Annotated in this window: 25 protein-coding genes and 1 pseudogene; 12 read left to right on the top strand and 14 right to left on the bottom strand. The window is 39.9% G+C overall.

Translation table 11 applies throughout. From position 1 onward, the window contains the following. Nucleotides 1–117: 117 nt before the first annotated feature. The 8 genes from argS to EWV66_RS10360 form a co-directional block, all read right to left on the bottom strand. Nucleotides 118–1,875 (bottom strand): arginine--tRNA ligase, encoded by a 1,758-nt coding sequence (argS, locus tag EWV66_RS10325; RefSeq protein ID WP_072924934.1) that lies wholly within the window; start codon nt 1,873–1,875, stop codon nt 118–120. Between the two features lie 92 nt (nt 1,876–1,967). Next, complete coding sequence (locus EWV66_RS10330; RefSeq protein WP_287107215.1) at nt 1,968–2,354, bottom strand: type II toxin-antitoxin system VapC family toxin; 387 nt, start codon at nt 2,352–2,354, stop codon at nt 1,968–1,970. Further along, a complete protein-coding gene (vapB, locus tag EWV66_RS10335; protein ID WP_002732589.1) occupies nt 2,354–2,581 on the bottom strand; it encodes a type II toxin-antitoxin system VapB family antitoxin in 228 nt (75 codons plus the stop codon). The genes EWV66_RS10330 and vapB overlap by 1 nt, the downstream gene beginning before the upstream one ends. Nucleotides 2,582–2,622: 41 nt before the next feature. Beyond that, nucleotides 2,623–3,102, bottom strand: coding sequence for a 2-C-methyl-D-erythritol 2,4-cyclodiphosphate synthase (gene ispF / locus EWV66_RS10340; protein WP_110578636.1), 480 nt, complete (start codon nt 3,100–3,102; stop codon nt 2,623–2,625). Nucleotides 3,103–3,665: 563 nt separating this feature from the next. Further along, a complete protein-coding gene (locus tag EWV66_RS10345) occupies nt 3,666–4,277 on the bottom strand; it encodes a DUF4276 family protein (RefSeq protein WP_052276065.1) in 612 nt (203 codons plus the stop codon). Between the two features lie 24 nt (nt 4,278–4,301). After that, nucleotides 4,302–5,489, bottom strand: coding sequence for an AAA family ATPase (locus tag EWV66_RS10350; RefSeq protein WP_052276064.1), 1,188 nt, complete (start codon nt 5,487–5,489; stop codon nt 4,302–4,304). Between the two features lie 610 nt (nt 5,490–6,099). Then, nucleotides 6,100–8,916, bottom strand: coding sequence for a preprotein translocase subunit SecA (gene secA / locus EWV66_RS10355; protein WP_287107216.1), 2,817 nt, complete (start codon nt 8,914–8,916; stop codon nt 6,100–6,102). Between the two features lie 825 nt (nt 8,917–9,741). Further along, the gene (locus EWV66_RS10360) at nt 9,742–12,930 is read right to left on the bottom strand and encodes a type ISP restriction/modification enzyme (protein ID WP_287107217.1); all 3,189 of its coding nucleotides are present in this window, start codon (nt 12,928–12,930) and stop codon (nt 9,742–9,744) included. A 174-nt stretch (nt 12,931–13,104) separates the two neighbouring features. Here EWV66_RS10360 and EWV66_RS10365 point away from each other — a divergent pair, with 174 nt between their 5' ends. The 5 genes from EWV66_RS10365 (at nt 13,105) to EWV66_RS10385 (ending at nt 16,485) form a co-directional block, all read left to right on the top strand. Beyond that, nucleotides 13,105–13,821 (top strand): DUF433 domain-containing protein, encoded by a 717-nt coding sequence (locus EWV66_RS10365; protein ID WP_287107218.1) that lies wholly within the window; start codon nt 13,105–13,107, stop codon nt 13,819–13,821. Continuing rightward, the gene (locus EWV66_RS10370; RefSeq protein WP_287107219.1) at nt 13,818–14,240 is read left to right on the top strand and encodes a PIN-like domain-containing protein; all 423 of its coding nucleotides are present in this window, start codon (nt 13,818–13,820) and stop codon (nt 14,238–14,240) included. Before EWV66_RS10365 ends, EWV66_RS10370 begins: the two co-directional genes overlap by 4 nt. Before the next feature lie 253 nt (nt 14,241–14,493). Next, complete coding sequence (gene rpmB, locus EWV66_RS10375) at nt 14,494–14,730, top strand: 50S ribosomal protein L28 (protein ID WP_002732080.1); 237 nt, start codon at nt 14,494–14,496, stop codon at nt 14,728–14,730. 144 nt (nt 14,731–14,874) lie between these two features. Further along, nucleotides 14,875–15,141: a photosystem I reaction center subunit PsaK gene (psaK, locus tag EWV66_RS10380; RefSeq protein ID WP_002734065.1), complete on the top strand. Its 267-nt coding sequence runs from the start codon at nt 14,875–14,877 to the stop codon at nt 15,139–15,141. 207 nt (nt 15,142–15,348) lie between these two features. Beyond that, nucleotides 15,349–16,485 (top strand): amino acid ABC transporter permease, encoded by a 1,137-nt coding sequence (locus tag EWV66_RS10385; RefSeq protein ID WP_052276059.1) that lies wholly within the window; start codon nt 15,349–15,351, stop codon nt 16,483–16,485. A gap of 31 nt (nt 16,486–16,516) precedes the next feature. On the opposite strand, the gene EWV66_RS10390 is transcribed toward EWV66_RS10385, so the two are convergent. Further along, nucleotides 16,517–16,762 carry a ssr2422 family thylakoid membrane protein gene (locus EWV66_RS10390; protein ID WP_004157920.1) on the bottom strand — a complete coding sequence of 82 codons (246 nt, stop codon included), beginning with the start codon at nt 16,760–16,762 and terminating at the stop codon, nt 16,517–16,519. Nucleotides 16,763–16,820: 58 nt separating this feature from the next. Next, a complete protein-coding gene (locus tag EWV66_RS10395; protein WP_052276058.1) occupies nt 16,821–17,996 on the bottom strand; it encodes a DUF4336 domain-containing protein in 1,176 nt (391 codons plus the stop codon). Between the two features lie 58 nt (nt 17,997–18,054). Between EWV66_RS10395 and EWV66_RS10400 the strand changes: the two genes are divergently transcribed. Beyond that, nucleotides 18,055–19,317: a YcjF family protein gene (locus EWV66_RS10400; RefSeq protein ID WP_052276057.1), complete on the top strand. Its 1,263-nt coding sequence runs from the start codon at nt 18,055–18,057 to the stop codon at nt 19,315–19,317. A gap of 11 nt (nt 19,318–19,328) precedes the next feature. Here EWV66_RS10400 and EWV66_RS10405 read toward each other — a convergent pair whose 3' ends face one another. Both EWV66_RS10405 and EWV66_RS10410 read right to left on the bottom strand, forming a co-directional pair. Then, complete coding sequence (locus tag EWV66_RS10405; protein WP_052276056.1) at nt 19,329–19,790, bottom strand: hypothetical protein; 462 nt, start codon at nt 19,788–19,790, stop codon at nt 19,329–19,331. A 13-nt stretch (nt 19,791–19,803) separates the two neighbouring features. Further along, nucleotides 19,804–20,640 carry an ATP-binding cassette domain-containing protein gene (locus EWV66_RS10410; protein ID WP_002787179.1) on the bottom strand — a complete coding sequence of 279 codons (837 nt, stop codon included), beginning with the start codon at nt 20,638–20,640 and terminating at the stop codon, nt 19,804–19,806. Between the two features lie 364 nt (nt 20,641–21,004). Here EWV66_RS10410 and EWV66_RS10415 point away from each other — a divergent pair, with 364 nt between their 5' ends. The 6 genes and pseudogenes from EWV66_RS10415 to EWV66_RS10435 all read left to right on the top strand — a co-directional run bounded on the left by EWV66_RS10415 (nt 21,005) and on the right by EWV66_RS10435 (nt 23,760). Next, complete coding sequence (locus tag EWV66_RS10415; protein ID WP_052276055.1) at nt 21,005–21,319, top strand: DUF433 domain-containing protein; 315 nt, start codon at nt 21,005–21,007, stop codon at nt 21,317–21,319. Beyond that, on the top strand, nt 21,320–21,670 hold the full coding sequence (locus tag EWV66_RS10420) for a DUF5615 family PIN-like protein (RefSeq protein ID WP_052276054.1): 351 nt from the start codon (nt 21,320–21,322) through the stop codon (nt 21,668–21,670). It abuts the gene before it with no gap. A 59-nt stretch (nt 21,671–21,729) separates the two neighbouring features. Further along, nucleotides 21,730–21,813: pseudogene (locus EWV66_RS24405) on the top strand (BrnT family toxin); the annotation flags it as partial. Between the two features lie 57 nt (nt 21,814–21,870). Further along, nucleotides 21,871–22,086, top strand: a complete 216-nt coding sequence (locus tag EWV66_RS24110; RefSeq protein WP_024970209.1) for a hypothetical protein — start codon at nt 21,871–21,873, stop codon at nt 22,084–22,086. Beyond that, a complete protein-coding gene (locus EWV66_RS10430) occupies nt 22,083–22,502 on the top strand; it encodes a type II toxin-antitoxin system VapC family toxin (RefSeq protein WP_052276053.1) in 420 nt (139 codons plus the stop codon). Before EWV66_RS24110 ends, EWV66_RS10430 begins: the two co-directional genes overlap by 4 nt. 421 nt (nt 22,503–22,923) lie before the next feature. Next, nucleotides 22,924–23,760 carry an AbiJ-NTD4 domain-containing protein gene (locus tag EWV66_RS10435; RefSeq protein WP_287107220.1) on the top strand — a complete coding sequence of 279 codons (837 nt, stop codon included), beginning with the start codon at nt 22,924–22,926 and terminating at the stop codon, nt 23,758–23,760. 39 nt (nt 23,761–23,799) lie between these two features. On the opposite strand, the gene cdd is transcribed toward EWV66_RS10435, so the two are convergent. Both cdd and EWV66_RS10445 read right to left on the bottom strand, forming a co-directional pair. Further along, a complete protein-coding gene (gene cdd, locus EWV66_RS10440; protein ID WP_287107221.1) occupies nt 23,800–24,201 on the bottom strand; it encodes a cytidine deaminase in 402 nt (133 codons plus the stop codon). Between the two features lie 566 nt (nt 24,202–24,767). Continuing rightward, nucleotides 24,768–25,892, bottom strand: coding sequence for an NAD(P)/FAD-dependent oxidoreductase (locus EWV66_RS10445; RefSeq protein WP_287107222.1), 1,125 nt, complete (start codon nt 25,890–25,892; stop codon nt 24,768–24,770). Between the last annotated feature and the right edge of the window lie 501 nt (nt 25,893–26,393).

Here is a 26,393-nt window from a genome sequence, read left to right on the forward strand (position 1 = left end):
CTGATAACTGATAACTGATAACTGATAACTGATAACTGATAACTGATAACTGATAACTGATAACTGATAACTGATAACTGATAACTGATAACTGATAACTGATAACTGATAACTGATTTACATTCTTTCCAAAACGGGGATTCCCAAGAGATATAAGCCTAATTTGAGGGTTCTTGCCGTTAAATCACACAAAAATAAACGAGAGGTTTTAATCGGTTCTGCCGCTTTCAGCACTGGACAATTCTCGTAGAAACGATTATACTTTTTACTGAGTTCATAAAGATAATCACATAAACGATTGGGTAATAAATCCTCTTCCACGGCACTAATTACTTCGGGAAGTTGCAGTAATTGTTTAGCCAGAATTAATTCGCTTTCATCCTTGAGAATTAGCGGTGAATTGGCACTTAAATCCTGAAAATTAATACCACCTTCGCGACTGATACTCTGGACCCTAGCGTAAGCGTACAGCATATAGGGGGCGGTGTTGCCTTGCAGATTGAGCATTTTGTCGTAACTGAAAACGTAGTTACTATTGCGATTTTGGCTGAGATCGGCGTATTTAACGGCACTTAAACCGACAGTTTCGGCAGTCTTAGCGATAAAATCGCCGGTTTCTTCTCTTTCCTCGCTTGCCAGTCTTTTTTCTAAGTCAGCTAGGGAACAGGCGATCGCTTGATCAAGTAATTCTTGTAATTTTACCGTCTCCCCGGAACGAGTTTTTAATTTTTTACCATCTTCCCCTAAAACTAATCCAAAAGCGACGTGAACCACTGCCACATTATCGGGTAAAAATCCCGCTTTTTTAGCCACCTGAAATACTTGGGCAAAATGGTTAGCTTGTCCAGCATCGGTGACATAAATTATTCTTTCGGCTTTATCTTGACGCACTCGATAACAAATTGCTGCTAAATCGGTGGTAGCGTAATTATAACCGCCGTCGGATTTCTTGACAATTAGGGGCAGAGGATCCCCCTCTTTGTTGGTAAAACCATCGAGAAAGACGCATAAAGCGCCGTTGTCTTCTGTTAGCAATCCCTGTTGATCTAATTCTCTGATTACTGCCTCAAGGTAGGGATTATAAAAAGATTCCCCCCTTTCCGTCAGTTTTATATCGAGAATATCATAGATTTTCTGAAATTCCCGTCGTGATTGTTGACAAAGTAACTGCCATGCTTGACGACTTTGAGGATCACCCGACTGTAATTTTACTACAGCTTGGCGGGCAGTTTCTTTAAAGTTTTCGTCTTCATCAAAACGAATTTTCGCCTTTTTATAAAAGCTAACCAAATCCCCTAAATCCAGAGCATCTGCTTGGGTTAAAGCGCTAGGATAAGCTTCTTGTAGATAAGTGATTAACATCCCGAATTGAGTACCCCAATCCCCGACGTGATTAAGACGAATTACTTGATGATGACGAAATTCCAAAATCCGAGCAATACAATCACCAATTATAGTCGATCGCAAGTGACCGACGTGCATTTCTTTGGCAATATTGGGACTGGAAAAATCGACAATAATTTTTTGACTGGGGTTAGCAGTGGCAACTCCTAAACGGTTGTCAGTAATTAGGTCTTTTAATTGGGTTTCTAGATAACTGGGTTTAAGGGTAAGATTGATAAAACCAGGTCCAGCAATTTCGGGGGGTTGACAGAGATCATCTATCTCTAGATTTTTTAGTAAAGTTGCCGCTACTTCCCGGGGTTTTTGTTTTAATTCTTTGGCTAAAGAGAGGGAAATATTACATTGATAATCGCCAAAACGGGGGTTACTAGCGGCGACAATTAGAGGATCATTAGCGGCGAATTTTTCCCCAAATGATTTAACTAGGGATTGGGAAAAACGCTCTTTTATTTGTTGGATAATGGCAGTCATAGAGAAAATTTAGCAATGAAGGTTAGAAATCTATGGGTAATTAGGAAATTTATCTTGCTCTCATCTTGAATAGAATTGAGCCGAACGGGGCATTATGTCCATTTTCTTGGTACATTGTAAGCATCAAATTTAGTATCTTTACTAATTAGAATTAGGGTTCTGTTTATAGATTGGGCAATTAGCATTCTATCAAATGGATCACGGTGATGCAAGGGTAAAGTACAAATTTTTAGAGTATCAGAAAATGATATAGACAGTAAGGTTATATCTGATGCTTCTAGTTTAGTTTCAATGGTTTCATAACTTTTTTGTAGGGCTAACTTACCTAAACTTAACTTAATCGCAATTTCCCAGAGACTAACAATACTGACATAAACTTCAGGAGCAAAATCAATTTCCTCCCGAAGATTATCAGGCAAGTTAGGATCGTTTTCAGTTAACCAGATGAAAGTATGAGTATCCAGAAGAAAAGATGTCATCACATATATTCCTGAAAATCTTCCAAAGACTCATCAAAGTCATCGGACAAAGGTAAGGTAAATGTACCTTGTAAAATTCCTGAACGACGTTTTCTAAGAGAAGGTTTCTCTATAATAACATCTGATTGATAATTGGCCATCAAATATTCAGCATAGTGAAGAAGCTCTATTTTTAATAACTCTGGCATTGCTTCGACAGTTTCTAAGATTTTTGTGTCTATATTCATAGGTTTGGGATACTTAATCTGAGCTAATTCTTACTAATTACTTATTCCTTAACCAATAAAACCACGGCATAAACCGCGATACCTTCTTCTCGTCCTACTGGTCCCAATTGTTCGTTAGTAGTGGCTTTAATTCCCACCTGTTCTGGATTAATCTTAAGAGTTGCTGCTAACTTGGCTCGCATCGCAATAAGGTGGGGTTTCATTTTCGGTTTTTCGGCAACAATTACCGAATCAATATTATTAATCCGCCAACCTTTATCGATAATTAACTGATTAACTTGCTCTAATAATTTTAAACTATTCGCCCCTTGCCATTGCGGGTCTGTGGGGGGAAAATAATGACCGATATCGCCTAAACTAAGCGCCCCCAGCATGGCATCCATGATAGCGTGGGTTAAGACATCGGCATCACTGTGACCCAATAAACCGACAGTATGGGCAATTTCTACTCCTCCTAAAATTAAAGGTCTTCCTGTTACCAATCGGTGGATATCATAGCCGTTACCAATACGAATATTCATAGAGCAGTCCTCTTAGAGTTATATTAATTATCTTATCGCAAAAGGGAACAGGAAACAGGGAAATATTTTCCCTCACTTGTCCTTATTAGCTAATTAGCTAGGAAGGATGAACTATTCTGCTGAAGTTTTTTGCAGTGCAATGAAAGCTTATACTAAATTGATTTTTGATAGTATCATTAACTGCCAATCCAACTTTAAAAACCCACTTGCCACTTGCCACTTCCCACTTCCCACTCTATACTTGTTAAATAAGATTTAGTATAACTCGATCGCTGTTAAAATTGCGGTAGAATCAGGAGAGGGTTGGGTTTCATGCTTCAAACCAACCTACGTTCTTTTTCAATAAGATTTATAGCGTTTTTCAGTCTGCTAAGGTACAAAAGTTATGGGTTTTAGGCACTTATGCAAAAGGGAAGAAAAATAGGTGTACCTTACTAGCTTAGGAAACGCTATAGTTAAACACCGAATTTTGAACAATTATGCAACAATTTATTCAACAGTTAAAAATCGATTTATCCTTGACAGTGATCTAGCAGTTTCATCATTTACTTTCCTAAATATACTTAGCTAATCATCGCCAATAAACCTTGATAAAAAATCTGAAAACTAGGAGAACAATTATGAGCAGGAGTCATAAATTGAGAAATTTCTCGGGCTGCTTTCACTTTTTCTAAACCTCCTCGATGATACCCAGCTTTTTGAAGTATCTTTTCTAAGTTTTCCCAAGTTCCGCCCGTAATTTCATCGGGTTTTCTGTATTTTGCTTGCTGTCCCACATTAGTAGAAACTTTGGGATAGGCTGAGACTATAGCCTGAATATCACCAAAAAACCAAGCTTCTAGTTCTTCTATAGCAATTCTATTTAACACCTGAAATGTTTTTTTATCTTCACTAATCGTTTTGGTGATCAGTCCTGTTTGTTGGGCAATATTTTCTAACTTTTCTTTGAGCATTTGACAATCTTCATTGTCTCTATCTACAAGAATAATGATTCGATAATCATCGGGTATCCAGCATTGATAGCCTTTTAATCGCTCCGGTAGTTTTTTGATTAAATCGGATTTACCTCGAAAGGCATGAATTTTATAGGTGACATTCTCAAATAATATTTTAGGTAAAATTCGATTTAAACATTCTTGGGTAGAAAATTCTTCAACTAAAAATTCAATATGCACTTTTTCCCTCCTTTGCTATTAAACTTAAATGCTAGGATTACCCACATCAAAATAGTCCTCCATCCATAATTGACCCAACAAAGCACCATTTTGAATAAATTCCTTAACTCCTTGCATTGCTGAAGTACGTTTAGCTTGAGTAAAACCATTTTCATCTCGATAAAGTACCCAAACCTCATCTGGTTTCAAACCATCTACAAAAAAGGGAGAATGAGTTGTTACCATTAATTGTGTACTTGCGGTCGCTGCCCGACATTCTTCTGCTAATTCAGGTAATAAACGGGGATGAAGATGATTTTCTGGTTCTTCTATTCCCAGTACTTGCGGAGGGCTTGGATCGTATAATATAGTTAAATAAGCCAACATTTTTAAAGTGCCATCGGAGGCAAATTTGGAAAGAATTGGCTCTTGAAAAGGTGCGTCTTTAATTTGAAGTAAAAGCTGTCCATTCGGCATAATAGATGCTTCGACTTTTTCTAATCTAGGAATTCGACGAGAAAGGGTTTGTAAAATAGATTCTAATCGTTGAGGATGATCTTCTTTTAAATATTGAATAACATTAGGTAAATTGTCACCAGTTGGCGATAATCTTTCTTGCGCTCCTGCTTCTGGTTGAGTGCGAGTATTATCTGCGGTTAAGTAGGAAAGATACCAACTTGTGATAAAACGACGCAAAGCACTAACCCGGGGATGTTTGGCCAATTGTCCGAGGGTACTAACAGCTAAAAATTCTGGGGAGTCTAATCGTTCATAAATTCGTTCATCTTCTTCTTGGGGATTTTCTCCACTAATCACTATTCCTTCCCCTTCTTTAAAGTTTAAAAAGCGATAAGGTTTGCCCCTCGCTCCTTGTCTCCACTGTAACCATTCTTCGGCAACATAAGGGCGATTGTTAGCTTCATTAATAGCCAAATGATAGGTAATTAAAGGTGATGCAAATTTTTCTCGATATTTTAATTCGATAATGATGTAACCTTCTTGTCCTCTGGTTCTTAATTCTTTAAATCTTCCCCGTTTGTCCCAAGCTTTTTTTAAACCAACAGTAAAACATTCAGAGAGGAAAGCAAAGACATCAAATATGGTAGATTTTCCGCTCCCATTAGGACCGAGAAAAACGGTTAAAGGAGCAATGCTTTTTAATTCTAAGTCCTGTAAAGCTCGGTAATTTTGTACGCGCAGATTTTCGATTCGAGGTATAGAGTTTTTAGACATTGATTGTTGCTCTCTGCTGCTTTTAGCTCGTCTTGTCCCAGATTAGCTGTTAATTTTCCCAGTTCCCGCAAAAAACTGGTCAATTTTTAGTAATCTCGCTCTTCTGGACTGGTTATAGCAAATTAGCTCTCCTGATTCTACCGCAATTTTAACAGCGATCGAGTTATACTAAATCTTATTTAACAAGAACGTAGGTTGGGCTTCGGCCGTGAGCTTTTGCCGAACGGTTGAAGCATGAAACCCAACGCTCTCCCGATTCTACCGCACTCCGAGTTTTTTCTTGGGGATAATCTCCTAACTTCTGACTATCCACTGCCGATTCCCGCAAAGGATAGCCATTTATTCTATCAGATTGAGAAGATATTACTTATGATAACACTTGTGACTATATTTTTCACTGCCTTGCTGGCAGTTACGGATTTTACTTACCAAGTTTTGATTCATTTTCCCATACAAATTCTTAATTCTTTGGGGTCGTTGCTGTCCTATGGAGTAATCGGACTGATAATTTTAGTCCTAGTGTGGATTGTGGGTGACTGATTTCTCGGTAGAAAAAAATGAGAGAATCAGCCTTAGCCAATTCTCCCCAATTTAAACCAACTTTTAATTTTTACTGTTCACTAGCCACTGCTTGGGGTTGTCCTTGCGGTTGGAATTGGAACAGGGAATAAACCACGTTGCGACGGATATCAATCATCATTTCTAAAAACATCTCGTAGCCTTCCTGTTTATACTCAATTAGAGGGTCTTTTTGACCGTAACCGCGTAAACCAATCGACTCGCGTAAAGCTTCCATAGCTTGCAGATGTTCGCGCCATAACATATCGATTTGTTGCAGGATAAAATAACGTTCGGCATCGCGCATTAAACCGGCGCGAATATTATCCACTTGACGTTCTTTAATTTCGTAGGCTTTGCGAACTTCTTCGTGTAGGAACATCTTGATATCATTAACACTCATATCCTCGATATCTTTAGCGGTAATATCTGCCAACAGATGGACGAATTCCTGAGACTTACTAATCAGTTTTTCTAAATCCCATTCTTCCGCCGGCAGTTCGGGATTCACATAAGCCGTGACGATTTCATCCATGGTTTTTTCGGCGTATTGCAGCACCTGTTCTTTTAAGTCCATCCCCTCCAAAACCCGACGACGTTCGGCATAAATAGCGCGCCGTTGATTATTCATCACCTCGTCGTATTCAAACACCTGTTTCCTGGCATCATAATAGAAGGTTTCCACTTTTCTTTGCGCTCCTTCCAGAGAACGAGTTAACATTCCCGATTCAATGGGCATATCTTCTTCCACCCGGAAGGCATCCATTAAACCCGCCACGCGGTCGCCCCCAAAAATCCGCAATAAATTGTCTTCTAGGCTTAAAAAGAAGCGTGTGGAACCAGGGTCGCCCTGTCTGCCCGCCCGGCCTCGCAATTGGTTGTCAATACGGCGGGATTCGTGGCGTTCCGTCCCGATAACGTGCAGTCCGCCCCTTTCTACTACCTCATCGTGTTCTTTACCCGTGTAATCTTCATAACTTTTGCGAATTAATTTATAGACTTCCCGTAACTTTTGAATAACCGGGTCATCCGTCGGGGCTTTTTCGGCTGCGATAGCGATTTTTTCTTCTACTTCTAATTCCGGTAAACTTTGAGTTCCGTGGGTATCAACGGCAAATTTAACCGCTTCTTTCAGGGCATTTTCTACCTCTTTCGGTAACTCGGTGGGAAAAATTTCTGCTGAGGCACGCCAGTTTTTTTTCTTTTTATCCGGAGCGAATCCTTGGGGGCGATTGCGTTCGCCTAAACTGGGTAAACTAAAGGCCAAATTGTCATCCTCGGGCATAACTAATTTGGGCATTAAATACTCGCGAATTTTCAATCGGGCCATATAGTCGGAGTTACCACCGAGGATGATATCGGTTCCCCGTCCCGCCATGTTTGTGGCAATAGTTACGGCTCCAGCCCGGCCTGCTTGGGCGACGATTTCCGATTCCCTTTCCACGTTTTCTGGACGAGCATTAAGTAAGTTATGGGGAATCTTTCTTTCCTGTAATAACAGCGAAAGCACTTCTGATTTTTCCACACTGGTGGTACCGACTAAAACTGGGCGACCCTGTTCGTGCATTTGTTGACATTCTTCGGCGACGGCGTTCCATTTTGCCTGTTCATTTTTATAGACCACATCGGCTAAATCTTGCCGACGAGAAACGCGGTTAGTGGGAATAATTGTTACTTGCAGGTTATAGACTTTTTCTAGCTCCGTTTCTTCGGTTTTGGCCGTCCCGGTCATGCCAGATAATTTCGGATAGAGCAGGAAAAAGTTTTGATAGGTAATCGTGGCTAAGGTTTGGGTTTCCTGTTGAATTTCTACCCCTTCCTTAGCCTCCACTGCCTGATGTAAACCATCGCCCCAACGTCGCCCCGGTAATACCCGTCCGGTGAACTCATCAACAATAACAATTTCACCACTGCGGACAATATAGTTAACGTCTTTTTTCTGGAGTTCTTTGGCACGAATAGCGTTAGAAATATAGTGCGCCCAGGGATTTTCTTGGTCGTATAAATCGGTGACTTCTAATAGTTCTTCCGCTCTTTTAAAGCCTTCATCGGTCATTAAAACGTTACGGTCTTTTTCGTTAACTTCGTAGTCTCCCGGTCCGTCTTCTACTTCTTGGCGCACTAATTTATTGGCGATTTCGGCGGCGAGAATATATTTTTCTGTGGGCCGATCGATCGCTCCTGATATAATTAATGGAGTTCTGGCCTCATCGATAAGAATGGAGTCCACTTCGTCGATAACGCAGTAGTTAAACGGTCTTTGGACAACTTCCCCCATCACTGTAGCCATGTTATCGCGCAGATAATCAAAGCCGAGTTCGCTGTTAGTGGTGTAGGTGATGTCACAGGCATAATTTTTCTTTCTTTCTTCTGGACTCATGCCGGCTTGAATTAGTCCCACACTTAACCCTAAAAAGCGATGTACCTGCCCCATCCATTCCGCGTCACGACGGGCGAGATAATCGTTAACGGTGACGACGTGAACGCCTTTTCCGGTCAATCCATTCAAATAAGCGGGGAGAGTGGCAACCAGGGTTTTTCCTTCCCCGGTTTTCATCTCGGCGATTTGTCCTTTGTTCAGTACCATTCCCCCCAATAACTGCACGTCAAAGTGACGCATCCCTAAGACTCGGATTCCCGCTTCCCGGACAATGGCGAAAGCTTCGGGGAGGATTTCCTCGAGAATCTCCTCTCTTTCGTCATAATTTCTCGCTTTGTCCAATCTTTCCTTAAATTCGCTGGTTTTGCTCCTTAATTCCTCATCGGACAGGTTTTTAATGTCTTCTTCCAGCAGGTTGATTTCGGTGACGAGGGGCTGAAATTTTTTAATTTTGCGGGCGTTGGGGTCTCCGAGTAGGGCTTTTAACATAGCAGTTTTTATTCTCTCGCTTCGATTGGCTCTTGGTCTGTGGTGTTAACAATTGTATCACTCTGGTTGGGAGTGGAGAATCATTTATCGGTGAACAGGGACGGCGTTGTCAGATTCAGAAGAGGAAAGATGCAATGCTCCCAACTGATTCGGAGCATCTTTCAATTTGACAACGCCGATTGTAGGGCTAATTCATGAATTAGCCCTACGCCGATTGTAGGGCTAATTCCACTGCTAAATCGAGCGACTCTTGTTCCCCACTTAGGCACAATTATTTGTAGGATGGGTTAGCGTAGCGTAACATGAGCGGGCGTTGGGTTTCATGCTTCAACCCAACCTACGTTCATCTTATCTTTAATTCCACCCACCCACTTAATTGTCAAGATGCCATGTAATCTTTCCTATCAAAGTAATTTCATTTCCGGTGCTGATTCGGAGCATCTTTCAATTTGACAACGCCAAAATTTTTGAGACATTTCAATATAAATTTAAACGGCAACCGCATCAAAAAAGGAAGAAAAACCCTAATAAATATAACCTAGAAGACGCTTTATCTGTGGTTGAAACCTGCGATAAAATATCAATCTAGGGTTTGCGGCAAAAAGTACGGGCGAAGCATTCGGATAGAAAATCTCCGGTTTCACCGATAGGTTATTGCCCGAATGCTTCGCCCCTACAGGACGCGGGCCGATGAAAACGCAAGGTTTTGAAGCACGATTCTCTCAAAATCTTGCACCTGTACTGATTATTTATTCTCCCTTTTGCCTCTCCCAATATGTAGCCTATACTCAACGGATTTAGTGTTAATCTTCTCTCACCGGTGGCTTAACTAAAGGGGAAACCACCATATTTATGGATAATTATATCTATGGTTTCCATAATTGCGATCGATTCGCCCAAAATGGAGATAATTTGTTGATAATGTTCTAGGTCATCGTAGCTAAGATGGCGACCTTTGCGGTCTTTTAGCCACTTCTGACACACTTGATAACCGCCGATATAAAAGTTCCAAATTTGGGGCGGAATCCCAGCAAAATACTGGTCAGAATTAATCGAAATTTGTTGTTTATTTTCGTTATATTTCACCTGTTCGACTAGATTAGAACCCGCCACGGGATAGCTACTAATTTCTTTTCCCGTTGCTTTCATCAAGTGTAACTGCACTAATCTGTCACCTTTTTTGACTAATTCCCAGAATAATTCTTGATTACTGGTGAGAGGAACACGAGGAAAGTCTATCTTTAAAAATTCGGCGTAACGTTGGCGATATTGGGGAGAGTGAAAGACGGCATAGATATAGTTAAAAATGTCTTCTGGTCCAAAGGTTTTCTTTTTGTCTCCTTTGCCATCACTGATAAATTCTAATTCAAGTTTTGCCGAAAGTTCCTTAATAAATTCAGGCGCTAGATTGGGACGGCGACCATTTGGCGAGTTGGTTGCTTCTGTGTCAAATAGGGTTGGGGTATTGGTTGGGTAAAGATAAAGGGGGAAGTTATGGTTAGATTCTTTCGTGATATTTGAAATCAAACAATCATTAGGAACTAAGTCAGTTATCCAAAAATGTCTATATTCATTATTTGCTATTTGACGAGAACAAACTAAACACAAATTTTCTTTGTTAAATATATGGTTTCTTAAATCAGGTCTTGTTCTATCCATAACATAATCAGAATAAAACATAAACCTATTGTCGAAGGGTCTATAAGCGCATAAGTCAAGGAATCTCCACAAGTCTATCTCTTGTTTCAAAGCTGTAGATGCTTTCTTCCAATTCCACTTTCCTAAATCATATTTATCAGAAAAAGAATTGTCTAATTTATCTTGATTAACTAATTCAGTAATTCGTTTAACTATCTGCTCTTTATCGAAATCTATAGCAAAGTGATCACGATGACTCTTGAAACCATAGATATGAGTAATATATATTTCATCAATTCTATGATATTTATTATATTCACCCAACAATTCTTCTGATTGACTTCTTAACAAATAAAATGGCTTTTTAGGCTCTATATCTAACCATTCAGTTGAACTAATATCATTTTCATCTAACCAATGATACTTACCACCAACTAACTCCTTATTCTCTTTAACCTCTCTAACACCCCACAAATCAGCATGATAAACCTTGGCTAAATCTTGCTGACTATCTTGATACTTAATAAAAAATGCAATCGCTACACCTTGCTGAATATCAAACACATTTTGATCGGTTGAACCATCGGGACAAACTTCTTTTTTCTTACTATTCCCATGCAAATCTAAAACATAAATCTCATCAAAAGTCTGCATCAAATTTTGACGCATTCCCCGAAAAGTGGGATTATCCAAATAACCATGATTTGTAATTAACGCCACAACTCCATAACCAGTTTCCGCTACCCGATACTGAGCAAAGCGAATAAACTTCACATAATCATCTAATAAACCTTTAGGGTTTCTCTCTCCCAATGGTTTTCCATCTAATTGATAATAATCCTTAACCAAATTCACAATCCAAGGGTCAGTATTCATCGACTGATAGGAATAGGGTGGATTGCCTAAAATCACCATAACTGGCATTTCTTGCTTAACATCTTTTGCCGCGGCTGCTTCATCGCGAATGCGATTTAAAAACCCATCAGCAGGGGGAATTTGAAAAGCTTCCTGTAGGGTGTTGGTGAGATAGATTCCCAAGCGTTCATCGGCACTAAAATCATAGCCTAATTCCTGAAGTTGTAAACCTAACTTCATGTGTGCTACGGTGTAGGGAGCCATCAGTAATTCAAACCCAAAGAGACGGGGTAATAAATGTTTACTGACATAACTAGACCACATCCCTTTCTGTTGACGAAAACTGTCATAGATATGGTCGATAACAGAGTGTAAAAAAGTGCCAGTTCCCACAGCAGGATCGAGGATTAAAACTTGGTGAACTTCCTGAGTTTCTTGGCTATTATTAGGATTTTTAATCGTAATTTTTTTGGCATCGGCCAAACCTTTAGGAATCTGAAACTTATTTTTTAGAATATAGTCCACACTGCGAACCATGTAAGAAACCACGGGTTCAGGGGTATAATAAACCCCCCTAGACTCACGCATTTTACTATCGTATTCGGCTAAAAAAGTCTCATAAAAGTGAACCACAGGATCCTGCTTGCGCGTGCGTTTTCCAAAGCTGCCGAGAATCCCCTCCATGTCCGTTTGTTGTAAAATAGTCGCTAGAGTATCCACGGCCCAAGTAATCCGCTCATCTAATTCTGTACCAGCAATTTGATGAAAAATTCCCCGCAAAAAAGGGTTAGTTTTTGGGAGGCGAAATGCTGCCGTTTCCCTGGAAAAAGAACTTATTTGATCCGTATTACAGCGTGCTGCGAATAAACCATAACAGATTGTTTGTGCATACATATCGGCAAACTGCGCTTCATTGAGATCACTAATTAAAACTCGTTGAAAAGATTGCAATTGTTGCCGCAACATTCCCCCGCAATCTTGATCTTTTAAAGCTTGGCCGATTGCATCTCGAATTAACTGCGCTAAAGCGGCCATTTTTTTGGCTAATTCTCGCGGTGTTGTTATCTGAATAACTTTTGAGAGGAAAAATTGACAGAACAATTGTTCTACTTGTAAAATACCCTGGGAATCAGGTTTAATTTGCTTTTTTTGATTAAGACTTGCCACGGCAGCTGATAGACGCAATTCTCCCGATACATACCAATGAAATTCTAAATGATCGGTGATAATTAAATTACCCAAAGCCTGTAAATAACGTTTTATTTGGGGAGTATTTTCAACCTTTTTGAGAGAAGTTCCGATATCTTTTGCTTCCAGATGGCCAATTTCTACCATACCCTGATTAATCACAAAATCTGGAGCGCCACAAGCAATCCTTTTGGGTTCATTGAGAGCTTGTAGGTTATTATTTAGGGATTCAATTAATTTTTTTAAAGCAGGACGATAACTGTGTTCTGTGGCGTTACCCTGTTGATAAATGCCCGTGATTTCCTCTAGATATTTTGGCAGTGAGTTACTCATTATCGTTGCGACATACAAACGTTCTTCTATAGATAAAATATAACCTCATTTAGCCCCAATGTCCACTGAGATGCCCTCATCCTGCTTTATCCCTATCCTCAAGGATACCAAAATTAGCTAGAATGAAATAATAGGCGATAATCTCATCCCAACAACTTCACCAAAATATTAACGATGGTCAAAGCATCATCTCCCTTATCTCTAGAGCATCTCTATCATGTTCCCACCTACACTATAGCCGATACTGCGCGCTATCTCCATATTCCTTTGCCCACTCTGAGAACGTGGGTACGAGGACGCACCTACCCCACAAAAAAAGGACAAAAAGAGTTTTTACCCCTCATTCAACGACCTAATCCGAATATTCCGCAACTTTCCTTTACTAACTTAGTGGAAGCGCACGTTTTAAGAGTTATTCGCAAAGTTCATAACATCCCTCTCGATAAAGTTAGACTGGCCCTAGACTATATTAGTGAACAATTTAACACCGATCATCCTCTAGTTCAAAAACAATTTAGTACCGATGGAACTGACCTTTTTATTGAACAATTTGAACATTTAATTAATGCCTCCCGTTCGGGACAATTGACGATGAAACAATTCTTAAATAATCTCTTAACTCGTATTGAATGGGATGAACAAGATATCGCCACACGGCTTTTTCCCACTATCGACATAAATGGGGAAGACTTCAGCAATAAATTCCTAAAGATAGACCCTAATATTTCCTTCGGAAAACCCGTGATCACAGGAACAGGAATTCCCACTAAAGTTGTCACAGAACTTTATGATGCGGGGGACTCTATAGAAGATATTGCCAATGATTATAATTGTCAACCTTGGCAAATTGAAAAAGCGATTTTATTCGAGTGCAATTGGCAAGCGGCATGACCTATCAATACACCTATTTTATCGACCGCGCTTTAGGAAAATCTATCGGTGAAGCTTTGCAAGAAATAGGGGTTAAAATTGAATTTCATCATGCCCATTTTGCCCCAGATGCACCGGATACGGAGTGGCTACCTATTGTTAGTCAAAGAGGATGGATAGTATTAACTAAAGATGTAAACATTGGTAGAAATATTTTAGAAGTTCAACAGATAGCCCGTTATCAGGCTCAAGTATTTGTTCTAGTTTCTGGCAATTTACCTCGTCAAACCATGATTAATATTTTTGTCGAAACAATCGAAAAAATCGAAAAAATAACTCAAGGTAATCAATCCCCTTTTATCGCCAAAATATACCAAGATTTTCAAGTAAAATTGTGGAAAAATAAAAATGAATTAACCAGAATAATAGAAACTATGTAAAACTTATTAAAATATTTTTTATTCAGTAAAAAATTACAGCTAAATTTGTTGACAATATTCTCACCATTACCTTTGATGCAATTGTCGAAATTGTCTGAGCAGTGAACCGGTTCAATCAACTTCTTAATCCCCCCACTTGCTGTTAAATTTATCTCCGTTCACTTCACCCAGGGGAAGGGGGGACTTCTGGCGAGATTTGAGTTAAACTAGAAAGGTTGACTATTGACAAACATCGATCGCACAGGAGTAAATTATGTCTAGAGTCTGTACTATGACGGGGAAAAAGGCCAATAACGCCTATGCGGTGTCCCACTCCCACCGTCGCACCAAAAAATTACAAGAAGCTAACCTACAATGGAAAAGAGTTTGGTGGTCGGAAGGCAACCGTTGGGTAAAACTACGCATCTCCACCAAAGCTATCAAAACCATTGAAAAGAAAGGATTAGCCGTCTTCGCTAGAGAAGTAGGCTTAAACTTAAATTTGTACTAGGCGAGTAGTTCATGAGTGGAGACGAATCGGCCTTATTGTTGACTCCTCTGCTTTTGATTATTAAGTATTGCAACAGGCCGTGATCTGGGGTGAAAACTACCTTTAAGATTAAAAACTTAAAACGACCTGTTCAGGAGAATTTCAATGTATTCAACCCTATTAATGGCCGCCACCGCCGTACAAGGTTCCAGCGAATGGAGTCCCAAAGTGGCGATTGTCATGATTATCTGCAATATTCTCGCTATTGCTTTCGGTAAAGCGACTATTAAACAACAAAATGTCGGTCCTGCTTTACCTTCCCCCGCTTTATTCGGTGGTATGGGATTAGGCGCTTTACTGGGTACTACCAGTTTTGGTCATGTCCTCGGCGCCGGTGTCATCCTCGGTCTTTCCCGTCTGGGGGTTATCTAAATATGTTTTGATTTTCTCAATCGGTGGCCAAAAGTCACCGATTTCTTTTGTGAAAAATTCTCGACTATATAAGTAGGTAGGCGTTAAAAATTATCAGACACCCCCGTTATCAAGGGTAGGGTTGATTCATGAATCAACCCTACCTTATCAAGGGGGATCAAGGGGGGATATAGGGGGGATTTAATTAGAACCAGCTACTTAATAAATATGACTCTACCTCAAAAAAATTCTTTTTGGTACGATGAGCGATTTCAGAAGATTTTTCTACAGGTAATTATTCTGCTAATTGTCTGCCTAATTTTCTGGTTTTTTGGCCGCAATTTAGTGATTAATTTCCAACGTTTGCGCCTAAGTTTTGGCTTTGGCTTTCTCTTTGATCCTGACCGACCAGCCTCTTTTGCGATTGGTGACTCTCCTATTGCCTACAGTCCCACCGATACCTATTTTCGCGCTCTTTTGGTGGGATTAGTTAATTCCCTCCGTATTATGATTAGTGGCATATTTTTGGCGATTAGTCTGGGAATAGTCATCGGGTTAGGTCGTTTGTCCGATAATTGGTTAATTCGTCAGTTGGCAACAATTTATGTGGAAACTATTCGCAATACTCCTTTATTATTACAATTATTTTTCTGGTATTTTGCTGTGTTTCTGAAACTGCCGAAAATTGAGGACTCTCTAGAGTTTTTTGGCAGGGTATTTTTAAATAACTCAGGAGTCTATTTACCTTTTCCTGCCAATAGTTTCAGGACATGGTTAGCCTTAGCTATAATGATTTTAGGAATAATTATCTCAGTATTTTTATACCTAAAAAATAAACTTGGTTTATGTCTAACTAGCCTACTAATCCTAGTTATAATTCCTCTAATCTGGGGTTTACAATGGCAAAGTCCCCAAGTTAATCCTCTTAATCAAAATATTGACTTCGGTTTACATCTTTCTTCTGAGTTTGCTACTCTCCTAATCGGTTTAACTGTTTATACAGCTGCCTTTATTGCGGAAACGGTACGGGGAGGGATTCAATCGGTTAATCGGGGACAATGGGAGGCAGCTAAAGCCTTGGGATTAAAACCTTTATTAGTGATGAGATTAGTAATTTTTCCCCAAGCTTTGCCGGTGATTATTCCTCCTTTAACTAATGAATGTTTAAACCTTGTTAAAAACTCTAGTTTAGCGATCGCTATCGGTTATAATGATATTTATGCTATCTCTAGTACCATCGCTAATCAAACAGGAAAAGCTGTAGAGATGTTAATAGTAGTTATGGCCACCTATTTATTCTTTAATCTGGTGATTTCTCTGGCTATGAATCAATTAAACCAACGGGTAAAAATTCAGGAAAGGTAGCCTAACGCACCAGAATTTAGCGATAAATTAATTAATGAGCATTAGCAGAATATAAAGCGGTGATAATTGCTGTCACCGCAGGACTAAGACTAGATAAAACCACCACGGAAGCGGTGGCAATGATGATAGTAGTAGCCATTCTCACCATACCATCTGTACCTTTTTGATAGGCATCAAATTTATATTCTAATCGGTCAACTTTTTGACCAAGTTCTTCTCGCAATTGAATCAACGCTTCTCTGATGTCATCATTACTGGGATTTTCGGGAATTTGCATAACCTTAATTAGCAATCAACTAACAACTGCATATATTATAGCAGTTCTTAGCCATAAATTACAATTTTTTATCAGGAGGAGGAGTCAATCGCCAACGCACTAAAAAACTATCAATACTTTCTAAACATTCCAAGTCATCTTTAGGTAAATAAGAATCTTTTAACAAGAAAGAAAAAGCCTGCTGAAACTCTTGACTATCAGCTTGAATCGGACTAGCAAAATGACAAGGAATAACCTGTTTAATCGGCCATTGAGAAATTCTATCAACCCATTGACTAACCTCGTCAGTAGTGCGATTAAGAATCAAAGTTTGCAAAATTGGCGCGACTATTAACCTCCCCTCGCGACGCAAATTTAAAAAAGTCCTTTGCCAATCATCACCCCATTGAAAAGGGAATAAACCAAAATAGGCTTTTTTACTCTTTTCCTTAGCAGTAAAAGCATCTCGAAAGACCTTAATCCAATTGGGAACAGCTAAAACAGGAGGTTGAAAATAAAGAGCAAAAAGACAAATTCTTTGCCAACCCCGACGGCGATTTTCTGGGGTATCCTCCACCAAATCCTTAGCCGTATTTTTAGCGTGAAACAGCAGCGGATAGGGGTCTAATTCTAAAATAGCGGGGGGATTTTCTGGGATAGAAATAATGCCATCAGTCAGCAGCAGAGTTTGAGAGTAGTGATGAAAAAAAGCCACCTCCGAGAAGTATCCCACATTCAGATCGATTGCGGGTAAAATTTCATAACTAAAATCTTTTCCTAAAGGAGTAGTTGCCGAGTCAGCAGGTAAAATTTCCGTTCGTTTTGCTGGTAAACCCAACCAACTCAAAGGTAAATTAAGAGGAAAACTCCATTGATTAGGAGCAACATAAACTATAGCCTTAGGAAAATAACGGGCAAAAGGACCCACAAAAACCTTATGTTCAATCCCAGAAATCGTCGGCAAAATAATATATTTAACTTCCCCGTGTTCACTTTCCAACTCACGCATTAAGCGAATACATTCAGGAGTCGGGGCCACTGGTGCATAAACAAATAAACCCCCAGATGCTAACTTAATTACCGTCATGCGAATCGGCACGACCACATAGAAAATACCCTGCAATTGCTCAAATGTCCAGAGCGTATCTTTCACCACTTCTTTGCGAATTGTCCGTCTTTGACCGTAGGGATAAAGTGGTACAATTGGCCAAAAAGGCCATGATAAATCTTGCGGAGTTATTGCGGCTTTTGTCATCGTCTGATTCTATCGCTGAAAATCTCTATTTTAGTTATCATAAACCCTTCTAATCCCCATGACTAATAAACTGCCCATTGATTCTTTGGTCAATACTTGGAATAGTCTCACGGGGGAAGTGATGAAAAGACTCCCCATCGACCAGTTGACTAATACTGTCCTCCAGTGGTTTAGTGTTAGTGACACTCAAGTGGCGGAAATTTTAGAAAAAGTCCGTCAAGAATTACCCACCACCGAGGCGCTGTTAATCGGTAAACCCCAAACGGGAAAAAGTTCGATTATTCGGGGAATAACGGGAGTTTCGGCGGAAATCGTCGGGCAAGGTTTCCGTCCCCACACCCAAAACACCCAGCGCTACACCTACCCCGCAGAAGATTTACCCCTGTTGATTTTTACCGATACGGTGGGGTTAGGGGATGCCTATCAACACACAGAGACGATAATCGCGGAATTATTAGCAGATTTAGCCGAAAACACGGGACGCGCCCAAGTTTTTATCGTGACGGTAAAAATTGATGATTTTGCCACCGATAGCCTTCTGGAAATTACCAAGCAACTGCGGCAAAAATATCCTAAAATACCCTGTTTACTGGCTGTCACCTGCCTTCATCAGCTTTATCCTCCTAATACCGTTGATCATCCCCCTTATCCTCCCGATTTCGAGGATATCAATCGTGCCTATCAAGAAATTAAAGAAACTTTTAAGGATTTATATGACAATTCTGTGGTAGTCGATTTCACCCTAGAGGAAGACGGTTACAACCCCGTTTTTTACGGTTTAGAGGCATTTAGAGACAATTTAGCTGATTTATTGCCAAAAGCCGAGGCTAACACCATCCACCAACTTTTAGATCGGGAAACCAGCGATAAATTAGGCCATCTCTATCGGGACGTGGCCCGACGCTATATGTTAGCCTTTTCCGTCATAGCGGGAACCTTGGCGGCGATTCCCTTACCCTTCGCGACTATGCCCGTGTTAACCGCCCTACAAGTGTCAATGGTGGGGGTTTTAGGTAAATTATACGGTCAAGTCTTAACCCCATCCCAAGCCGGTGGAATTGTCAGTGCGATCGCTGGTGGCTTTTTGGCCCAGGCCATCGGTCGGGAATTGGTGAAATTTATCCCCGGTTTTGGCAGTGTCATCGCCGCTTCTTGGTCCGCTGCCTATACCTGGGCCCTAGGAGAGGGTGCTTGTGTCTATTTTGGCGATTTAATGGGGGGTAAAAAACCCGATCCTAAGAGGATTCAAAGGGTGATGAAAGAGGCTTTTTCTGCTGCCCAAGAAAGATTTAAAAATGTCGCTACGGGAGGAGATAATTGAGCTTATAAATATCAAAAGAATTTTCTTTTTTTGACCAGATTATTGTAGTGCTGTAGAGCATATTCTGCATCTGATAAACGCAAATCTACTTCAAGATTGCCGAAAAAACCTCCTGCCATGGTAGTATGTTCCTGAGCTTGAGAGGCAGCCCGTATAACTTTCTCAAGTTTTGCAGATATTATTGAAGCTTTTCTTTGTAGTAATTCTAGCCTTGGCTGTTGTATTCCAAAATAAATGTAAATTATGAATGATTGCGAAACGATAGTTATTATAAGAATTGTAATAATTGTAATTATTTTTGTAGAAAATAACCAATAAACACCCATCGTCCAGGTAAATGTTAACAGCAACCATAAAAAATCGAAGTTTCTTTGCTGCCTATCTATTTGTTCGCATATATTAAGAAGCTTCTCAGAGTATTCATTTAACAAAGAGATAATCAGCTTTCTGTCTTCCTGATCAAAAATAGCCATTAGCTTACTTCTCCTAAACGCTCAATGAGATTTGAAAAAGAGACTCGATCGCATTAAGAAAATACCTAAAATTGGCAACTTTTAATCGTTGATCATAACCTTGGGTAGTTGGTATCAGTAACTCATTATCTCCTGAAAGAAAGTTTTCCATTACTAATGAAGTAGAGCGATATTCATGAATAAAATTGTTTGCTCCTCGCTGATTACGAATATTTTGGATAAGTTGTTCATAGGCTCCCTCAACATAGTGTTTATTAACCTCTAACCTGTTGTTCCACCATAGATCCTGCTTGGTAACTAAAGTAATTACTACGGTTTTTCTTTGATCAGCAATTGATAAATGTGGCTCTATTCTTCTTAAAACATCTAACTCCCGATTACGACAAACTGCCGCATATTCTCTTAGAAACTCCTCTAAAGTCATACCACTTTGATACAGCCGGTGCTGAGTATAGCTAAACTCTCCAAAGGAGTGATAACCCCATGACACCACATGAATAATTAGCTTAATTTTTCCACCGACCAAAGTTCTTAAAAGATCATCCCAAGTATCTTCTCGACGCTTTTGGCCGGGGGCAACTATTACTGAGCCAATCTTATTACTTTCCAGCTTGTACTGTTCAATTGATATTGACTCTTGATAAGTTTGCAGGAGACCGCTTAACTCAAACTCACCCGATAATAGCTTACCGAGGGTGCTTTTACCCGTGCCACCAGCACCAAAAATTGCAATTTTTAATTCTCCATTCTTCAATAAATCAAAAATTCTCTTAAATGTGGGAAATAGTTTCTCCGAAATCTCAATTACGCCTACGCCTGTACCAATTGCCTCAATGGTTTCAACAAACATAATTGACTTCCATAGGGTTACTAAATTAGTTTAACTTAATTGATCAACTTTGGTGATTGTATGATACTGCCAGCCCTAATCTGAATTGGGACATATTGCGATATTTCTGTCTAACCAAATTGATCTGATCCAGAATTACACACCCATTATAACAGACTGAAGAAATCTTCGGCCATCAGAAACGAGAATAATAGCGATCGCATCTGTTCAGTGCGAAGTCTGACTCCTCACCTAACGGTCTAATGTATCAGACTTATCTGAAATGACTATAACTTTTGGATGGGATGCACAATTGGCATTCATATCTTGATTCAGCAACACCTAAAACTGTTAGAATAGGTCAAGTCAATTAACTAGAGGCCCTATGTTAGCTCTAACCTATCCACACATAGAAAAAAGTGACGACCAACCCGCACATTTACAAAGATTACCGCGTATCCGGGTTGCTCAAATTGTCATGGACTACATCGCCTATGGTTGGTCCGTAGAAGAAATCTGTCGTCAACACCTTTATTTAACCCTAGCCGAAGCTCATGCAGCCATGGGTTACTATTTTGACCATCAAGAAGAAATTGACCAAGAAATCACCCTGGAATGGCAACAAGTACAAGAAAATATGACTCATCAAGCTGCCAAGTCGCCTTTTTATATTCGTATGAAAGCAAAAGGGCTACTGTAAATGACTATTGCCTTGTACATGGATGTTCATGTTCCCCAAGCAATTACCGAACAGTTGCGTCGCCGAGGCATAGATGTATTAACAGCATTTGAAGACGGAACCGAACAACTACCTGATGATCAACTTTTGCTAAGAGTAACTGAGCTTAAGCGCATTCTCTTTACCCAAGACATTCGCTTTAGAGTTTTAGCGGAAACTTGGCAACTAACAGGCAAACCGTTTTCAGGTTTAATTTTTGGTCATCAACTTGGAGGCACTATTGGTCAATTTGTCAAGGATTTAGAATTGATTGCTAAGGCTTCTGAACCTGACGAATGGCTCAATACAGTTGAATATATCCCGTTCAAGTAATAGACAAAACATATCAAAAATGTGCCATCAGTTTCAGTGAGTAGCAGTATAATGGCTTTATGCAGTTTGACTGGGATAAAAATAAGGCAGAACGCAATCTATCAAAGCACGAAGTCTCAATTGAGGAAGCAAAAACTATTTTTGATGATTATCTCTATGTTGAATTCTACGATACAGATCATTTAGAAGGAGTTGATATTATGTTAGTTAAAGGAATTAAAAAAGGCAAAATTATTGAGTTATTAGAGGAAGTTGATTTTCCCGATAATGAAGAGATATTAGTAGAGATTAGAGAGGTTAATGATTTTTGGTCAGCCTTGCAAGATTTTAGGCAAAGGGTAGATTTGGCAAGTCTTGATGATGATACTTTTGATAATTTACGGGACAAGTCAACGGGGAGAGATGTTCATTTATGACTCTCAAGTATTTACTAGATACTAATGTTTTGTCAGAGGCTAAACGACCTCAACCTAATCAGAAGGTCATGACAAAGCTCAGGTTATCTAAACGGGAAATAGCCACAGCTACTCTGGTTATCCATGAGCTATTATTTGGTTGTTTTCGACTTCCTTTGTCCAAAAAACGCCAAGACCTAGAAGATTATGTAAATAATGTTATTTTAGCCAATCTACCTTTATTCGATTATGACTTAAAATCAGCCCAATATCACGCACGGGAAAGGGCAAGCTTATCTAAAGTTGGTAAGAGTCCTGCCTTTGTCGATGCTCAAATAGCGTCTATTGCTTTTACCAACAATTTGACTTTAGTTACCAATAATGTTGACGATTTTAAAGATTTTCAGGGTTTAGTGATTGAAAATTGGTTTCTCTAATCTAGGGTAAGTGCATCTTGACAATCCTTGACAAAATGAAGTTTATTGAGGTTGCTTACCCAGAGGACAATTCAGGCATATTTGCTTATAATTTGCCATCTCAATTGTTAAGCAATAATCGACCAAATGGGTCGAGTTCGTAACTTTTATGATTGACTGGTATTACTTGAAATGCCTACACAGCAAGCGACTCACAAAATTGGCCAATTGTCAATAGCGTTTGAGATACGCTCACCCTGTCTTTTTAATCTACCCAGAGAGTTTACCAGTATCATGATATAACCTCACTTAAACTATTGATTTCTCACTCCTTTTTCTCTGTTCCCTGTTTTCTCAAACAAGAGACTTGGTACTTCAACAGGATGAGAATTGCTATAATTGAATTAATAGTTAGGGGACAAAATTATCCAAAAAGAACACAATGACATTTTCACAACGAAAAAATATTCAACCGACGGAGGTTCCTGTCCAGATAGATTCTATGGATAGGGGATTGCGTAATGGGTTATGGTCTGCTATATCATTAAAATTTGTAGAACCGGGTTCTTTGTACTACGTCCAGGAAGGCAATTGTCGCCATGAGATTGTCTTAAGGCGGTTATGGCATAATTATTTTAAGATGCCACTTGATGAATGCCCAACTTCTTGGCCTAAACTTGTTGAATTTATCCGTGAGCGCTTTTTCCAGTTTAAGTGGAACGAGGTTTACGATTTCATCGAATGCCTGATATCTTCTTTTGACGAAAAGGACGAAAACATAGTTAGGAGTATGACCGAATTTATGAACAGTGTTATGGAACGAGACAACTGTGGCTATAGAATTGTTGATGGAAAGGTGGCAGACTTAATTGATGAACATACAAGAGATTCTATTGAAAATGCGGCAAACCAAAATCAGTTTGCTGGTGCTGCCACGCATATAACAACATCCGTTAGATTTCTTTACGATAGAGAAGACCCAGATTATCGTAATTCAATAAAAGAATCTATATCTGCGGTTGAATCTGCCTGTAGAGACTTTACGGGTGATCCAAAAGCTACACTTGGGAAATCAATCAAGAAAATTGAAGAAATGGGGTATCTTCATCCTGTCCTAAAGGAGGCTTTGTCCAAGTTATATGGATACACAAGCGATGAATCGGGAATACGCCATGCACTGACTGATCATAGCGCCGTAACAAAAGATGATGCGGTATTTATGCTTTCGGTTTGTTCAGCATACATTAATTATCTCATAGCCAAAAGTGCCTCAAGGTGATGGCGTTGTAGCACCTTAAACCCTATACTTTACCCACAGTTAAAAACGAAAGGAAAAAGGCAGTAAATCCGAGAGATTAAAACAATAATTTTGCTGAGTTCCACAGATAATAATCTCCGCTTGCGGTGCTAATTCGGCTATCCATTGACGACAGGCTCCGCAGGGAGTTAACTGACTAATATCATCCTTCCCATCGATACAGGCTATAGCGATCGCCCGTACTTCTCGATCGCCCGCTGCGATTATTTGCGCTAAAGTTGCCCTTTCCGCGCACAAACTCAAGCCATAACTAGCGTTCTCTACATTAGTACCAGCATAAATCTTTTTATTTGTCAAGACCGCTGCCCCCACCCGAAAATGGGAATAGGGAGAATAGGAAAGTTTCGCCACTTCCCGAGCAGTGTCACAGAGTTGTTGTCTTTCTTGGTCAGATAGGGTCATCGGCTGCCGATAGCAGGGAGTGGGGAATTGGGGAATTGGGGTGTGGGGTGTGGGGAGTTTTCTGAGTGAACTGATAACTGATAACTGATAACTGACTCCTAACCCAATGGTAGATGTTGGATTGTTGCGGGAGTTCTATTTTCCGACAAAGATAAGCAAAAATTATTTATTGACTGCAAAAACTTGAGAATATTTAAATTAACATTCCGCAATATTTATAAATTCTTAAGAATTAATTGAGAAAGATTTTTATTTAACAACGATGTTATGAAGGTAACAGCGATTTGATAGAATTTCATAATGGGCTATTTTGTGCCTTTTTGGGCAGCAATGGTTGAAACCCTTGCCACACCTAGAAGGTGATCCTAATTAAGACGGGTAAATCAGTCAATTTCACCCACAACGATGATCTTTTTTTTATGTAGTTTTATTGCAAAAAAAAAGTTTTTTTGACAAAAAGCACAAAGTATGATAGGAACCCAACGTATTTCTGGCTGCGAGTAATTATTGTAGAGAGGGGAAAGGGGAGAGGGGAGAAAAAAGCCGAATACTGACTTCTAACCCCATCAACAAACTTTTTCAGCCAACCCTAACTTACCGCTTAACATTTCCCTGACCATTTTAGCGGTAGCAGGGGCCAATAAAACCCCGTTGCGGTAGTGTCCCGAGGCCAGAATAACGTTATCGTATTCGGGCAAATATTCGATGATGGGAGCGGATTTTTTCTCCGGTCGCGGTCGCTTACCGGACCAAGTACGCACGATCGCACCCGCAGCCAAAGAGGGACAAAAAGCGATTGCCTTTTGATACACTTGTTCTAACAGGGCAGTATCGGGGATAATTTCGCCCTTTTCGTCCATAAATTCCACCGTTGCTCCAATCCAGTATTCCGCTCCGGCCAAAGGCAGAATATGCAGGTCATTTCCCGTTAAAATCGGCTTAAAATCGGAACTTTCTAAAGGTTGTATCAATTTTATCTGTAAAGCTTGCCCTAAAACCGGTCGGATCTCCACTGGATGGCTAAGATTTTCAGTTAAAGCAGTGGAACCGATTCCCGCAGAAAGAATCAAAAAGTCGGTTTCCTCTATACCATTAGAACTATAAACCTGAGTGCATTGCCTCAAACTAGAGCCATGAAGCTCTGTCTTCCCGAAATTTTCAACTTTTACCCCAAATTGACATTTAACCCCCCTTCTTGCCGCAGCAGCGACGAGAGCCTCCGTGAGCAGAACCGGATTAATTTGATGATCCCTGGGAGAATAGATAGCACCCTGGAGATGCTCGGCCACTTGGGGACATTTTTGGTTTAAAGTCTCTTTATCCCAAATTTCTAGACAATATCCCTGTTCTTGGCGGATTTGCGCTAACTTGCGCCAATTTTCTTCGTCTTCGGCACTCGATCGCAGTAGGACAATACCATCACTGTTACAGGGAATAGTCAGTCCGGTGAGGGATTCTAGCTCAGGAAGGAGGGTTTCATAACGTTTTAAACTTTCTTGCCGCAGTTTCCAAGCTCTACCTTTAGTTTTATGGCTGATAATACCCATTAAAATCCCTAAAGCTGCCCCGGTTGCTCCTTGTCCCGGTTTTTTTTCATCGATGAGGGTAATTTCTAATCCTTCGATGGCGCTCAATTCGTAGGCAATGGTGGCCCCTACTATACCCGCACCGATGATGACAATTTTAGTCATAAGACCTCTTGCAAAAATCAAAAATCTTCCTTTAGGTGAGGAGTCAGGAGCCAGTAGCCGGTCGTCAGGAGAATTAAGAATGAGCATTAATCAATTAAATGCTCTATTTAGGGATTTTACGCAATTTTATGTCTATTTTTCTCATTTTTGAACTCTCAAAAATTAATTATGCAAGAACTCTATAAACTCTAGGGGCTATTTTTCTAGCAGCAACAGGACTAAAAAAGGGTTGAGGCTGCATCTCACATTTGCAGAAATACGGACAATCAGCAATTATCAGTGACTTTTAAATTATTACAAATATATCAGCAGCTGCGTGTAAGCATCCCACCGGAAAACTAATGCGCTCCGGGGTTTGGGGGCGGCGCCACGCCCCAACGGGTAGGGCTGTTTCATTCTCCCATCAGAATATCAAAAGTAAAAGCGATCACTATCAGGTAAAATGAGAAGTGACCGGCAACTTTTAAAATATATGTTGAGCTTAATAGAAAAACTGAAACA

Origin of the sequence: Microcystis sp. M_OC_Ca_00000000_C217Col, assembly GCF_007095585.1 — a bacterium.
Lineage (GTDB): Bacteria > Cyanobacteriota > Cyanobacteriia > Cyanobacteriales > Microcystaceae > Microcystis > Microcystis panniformis.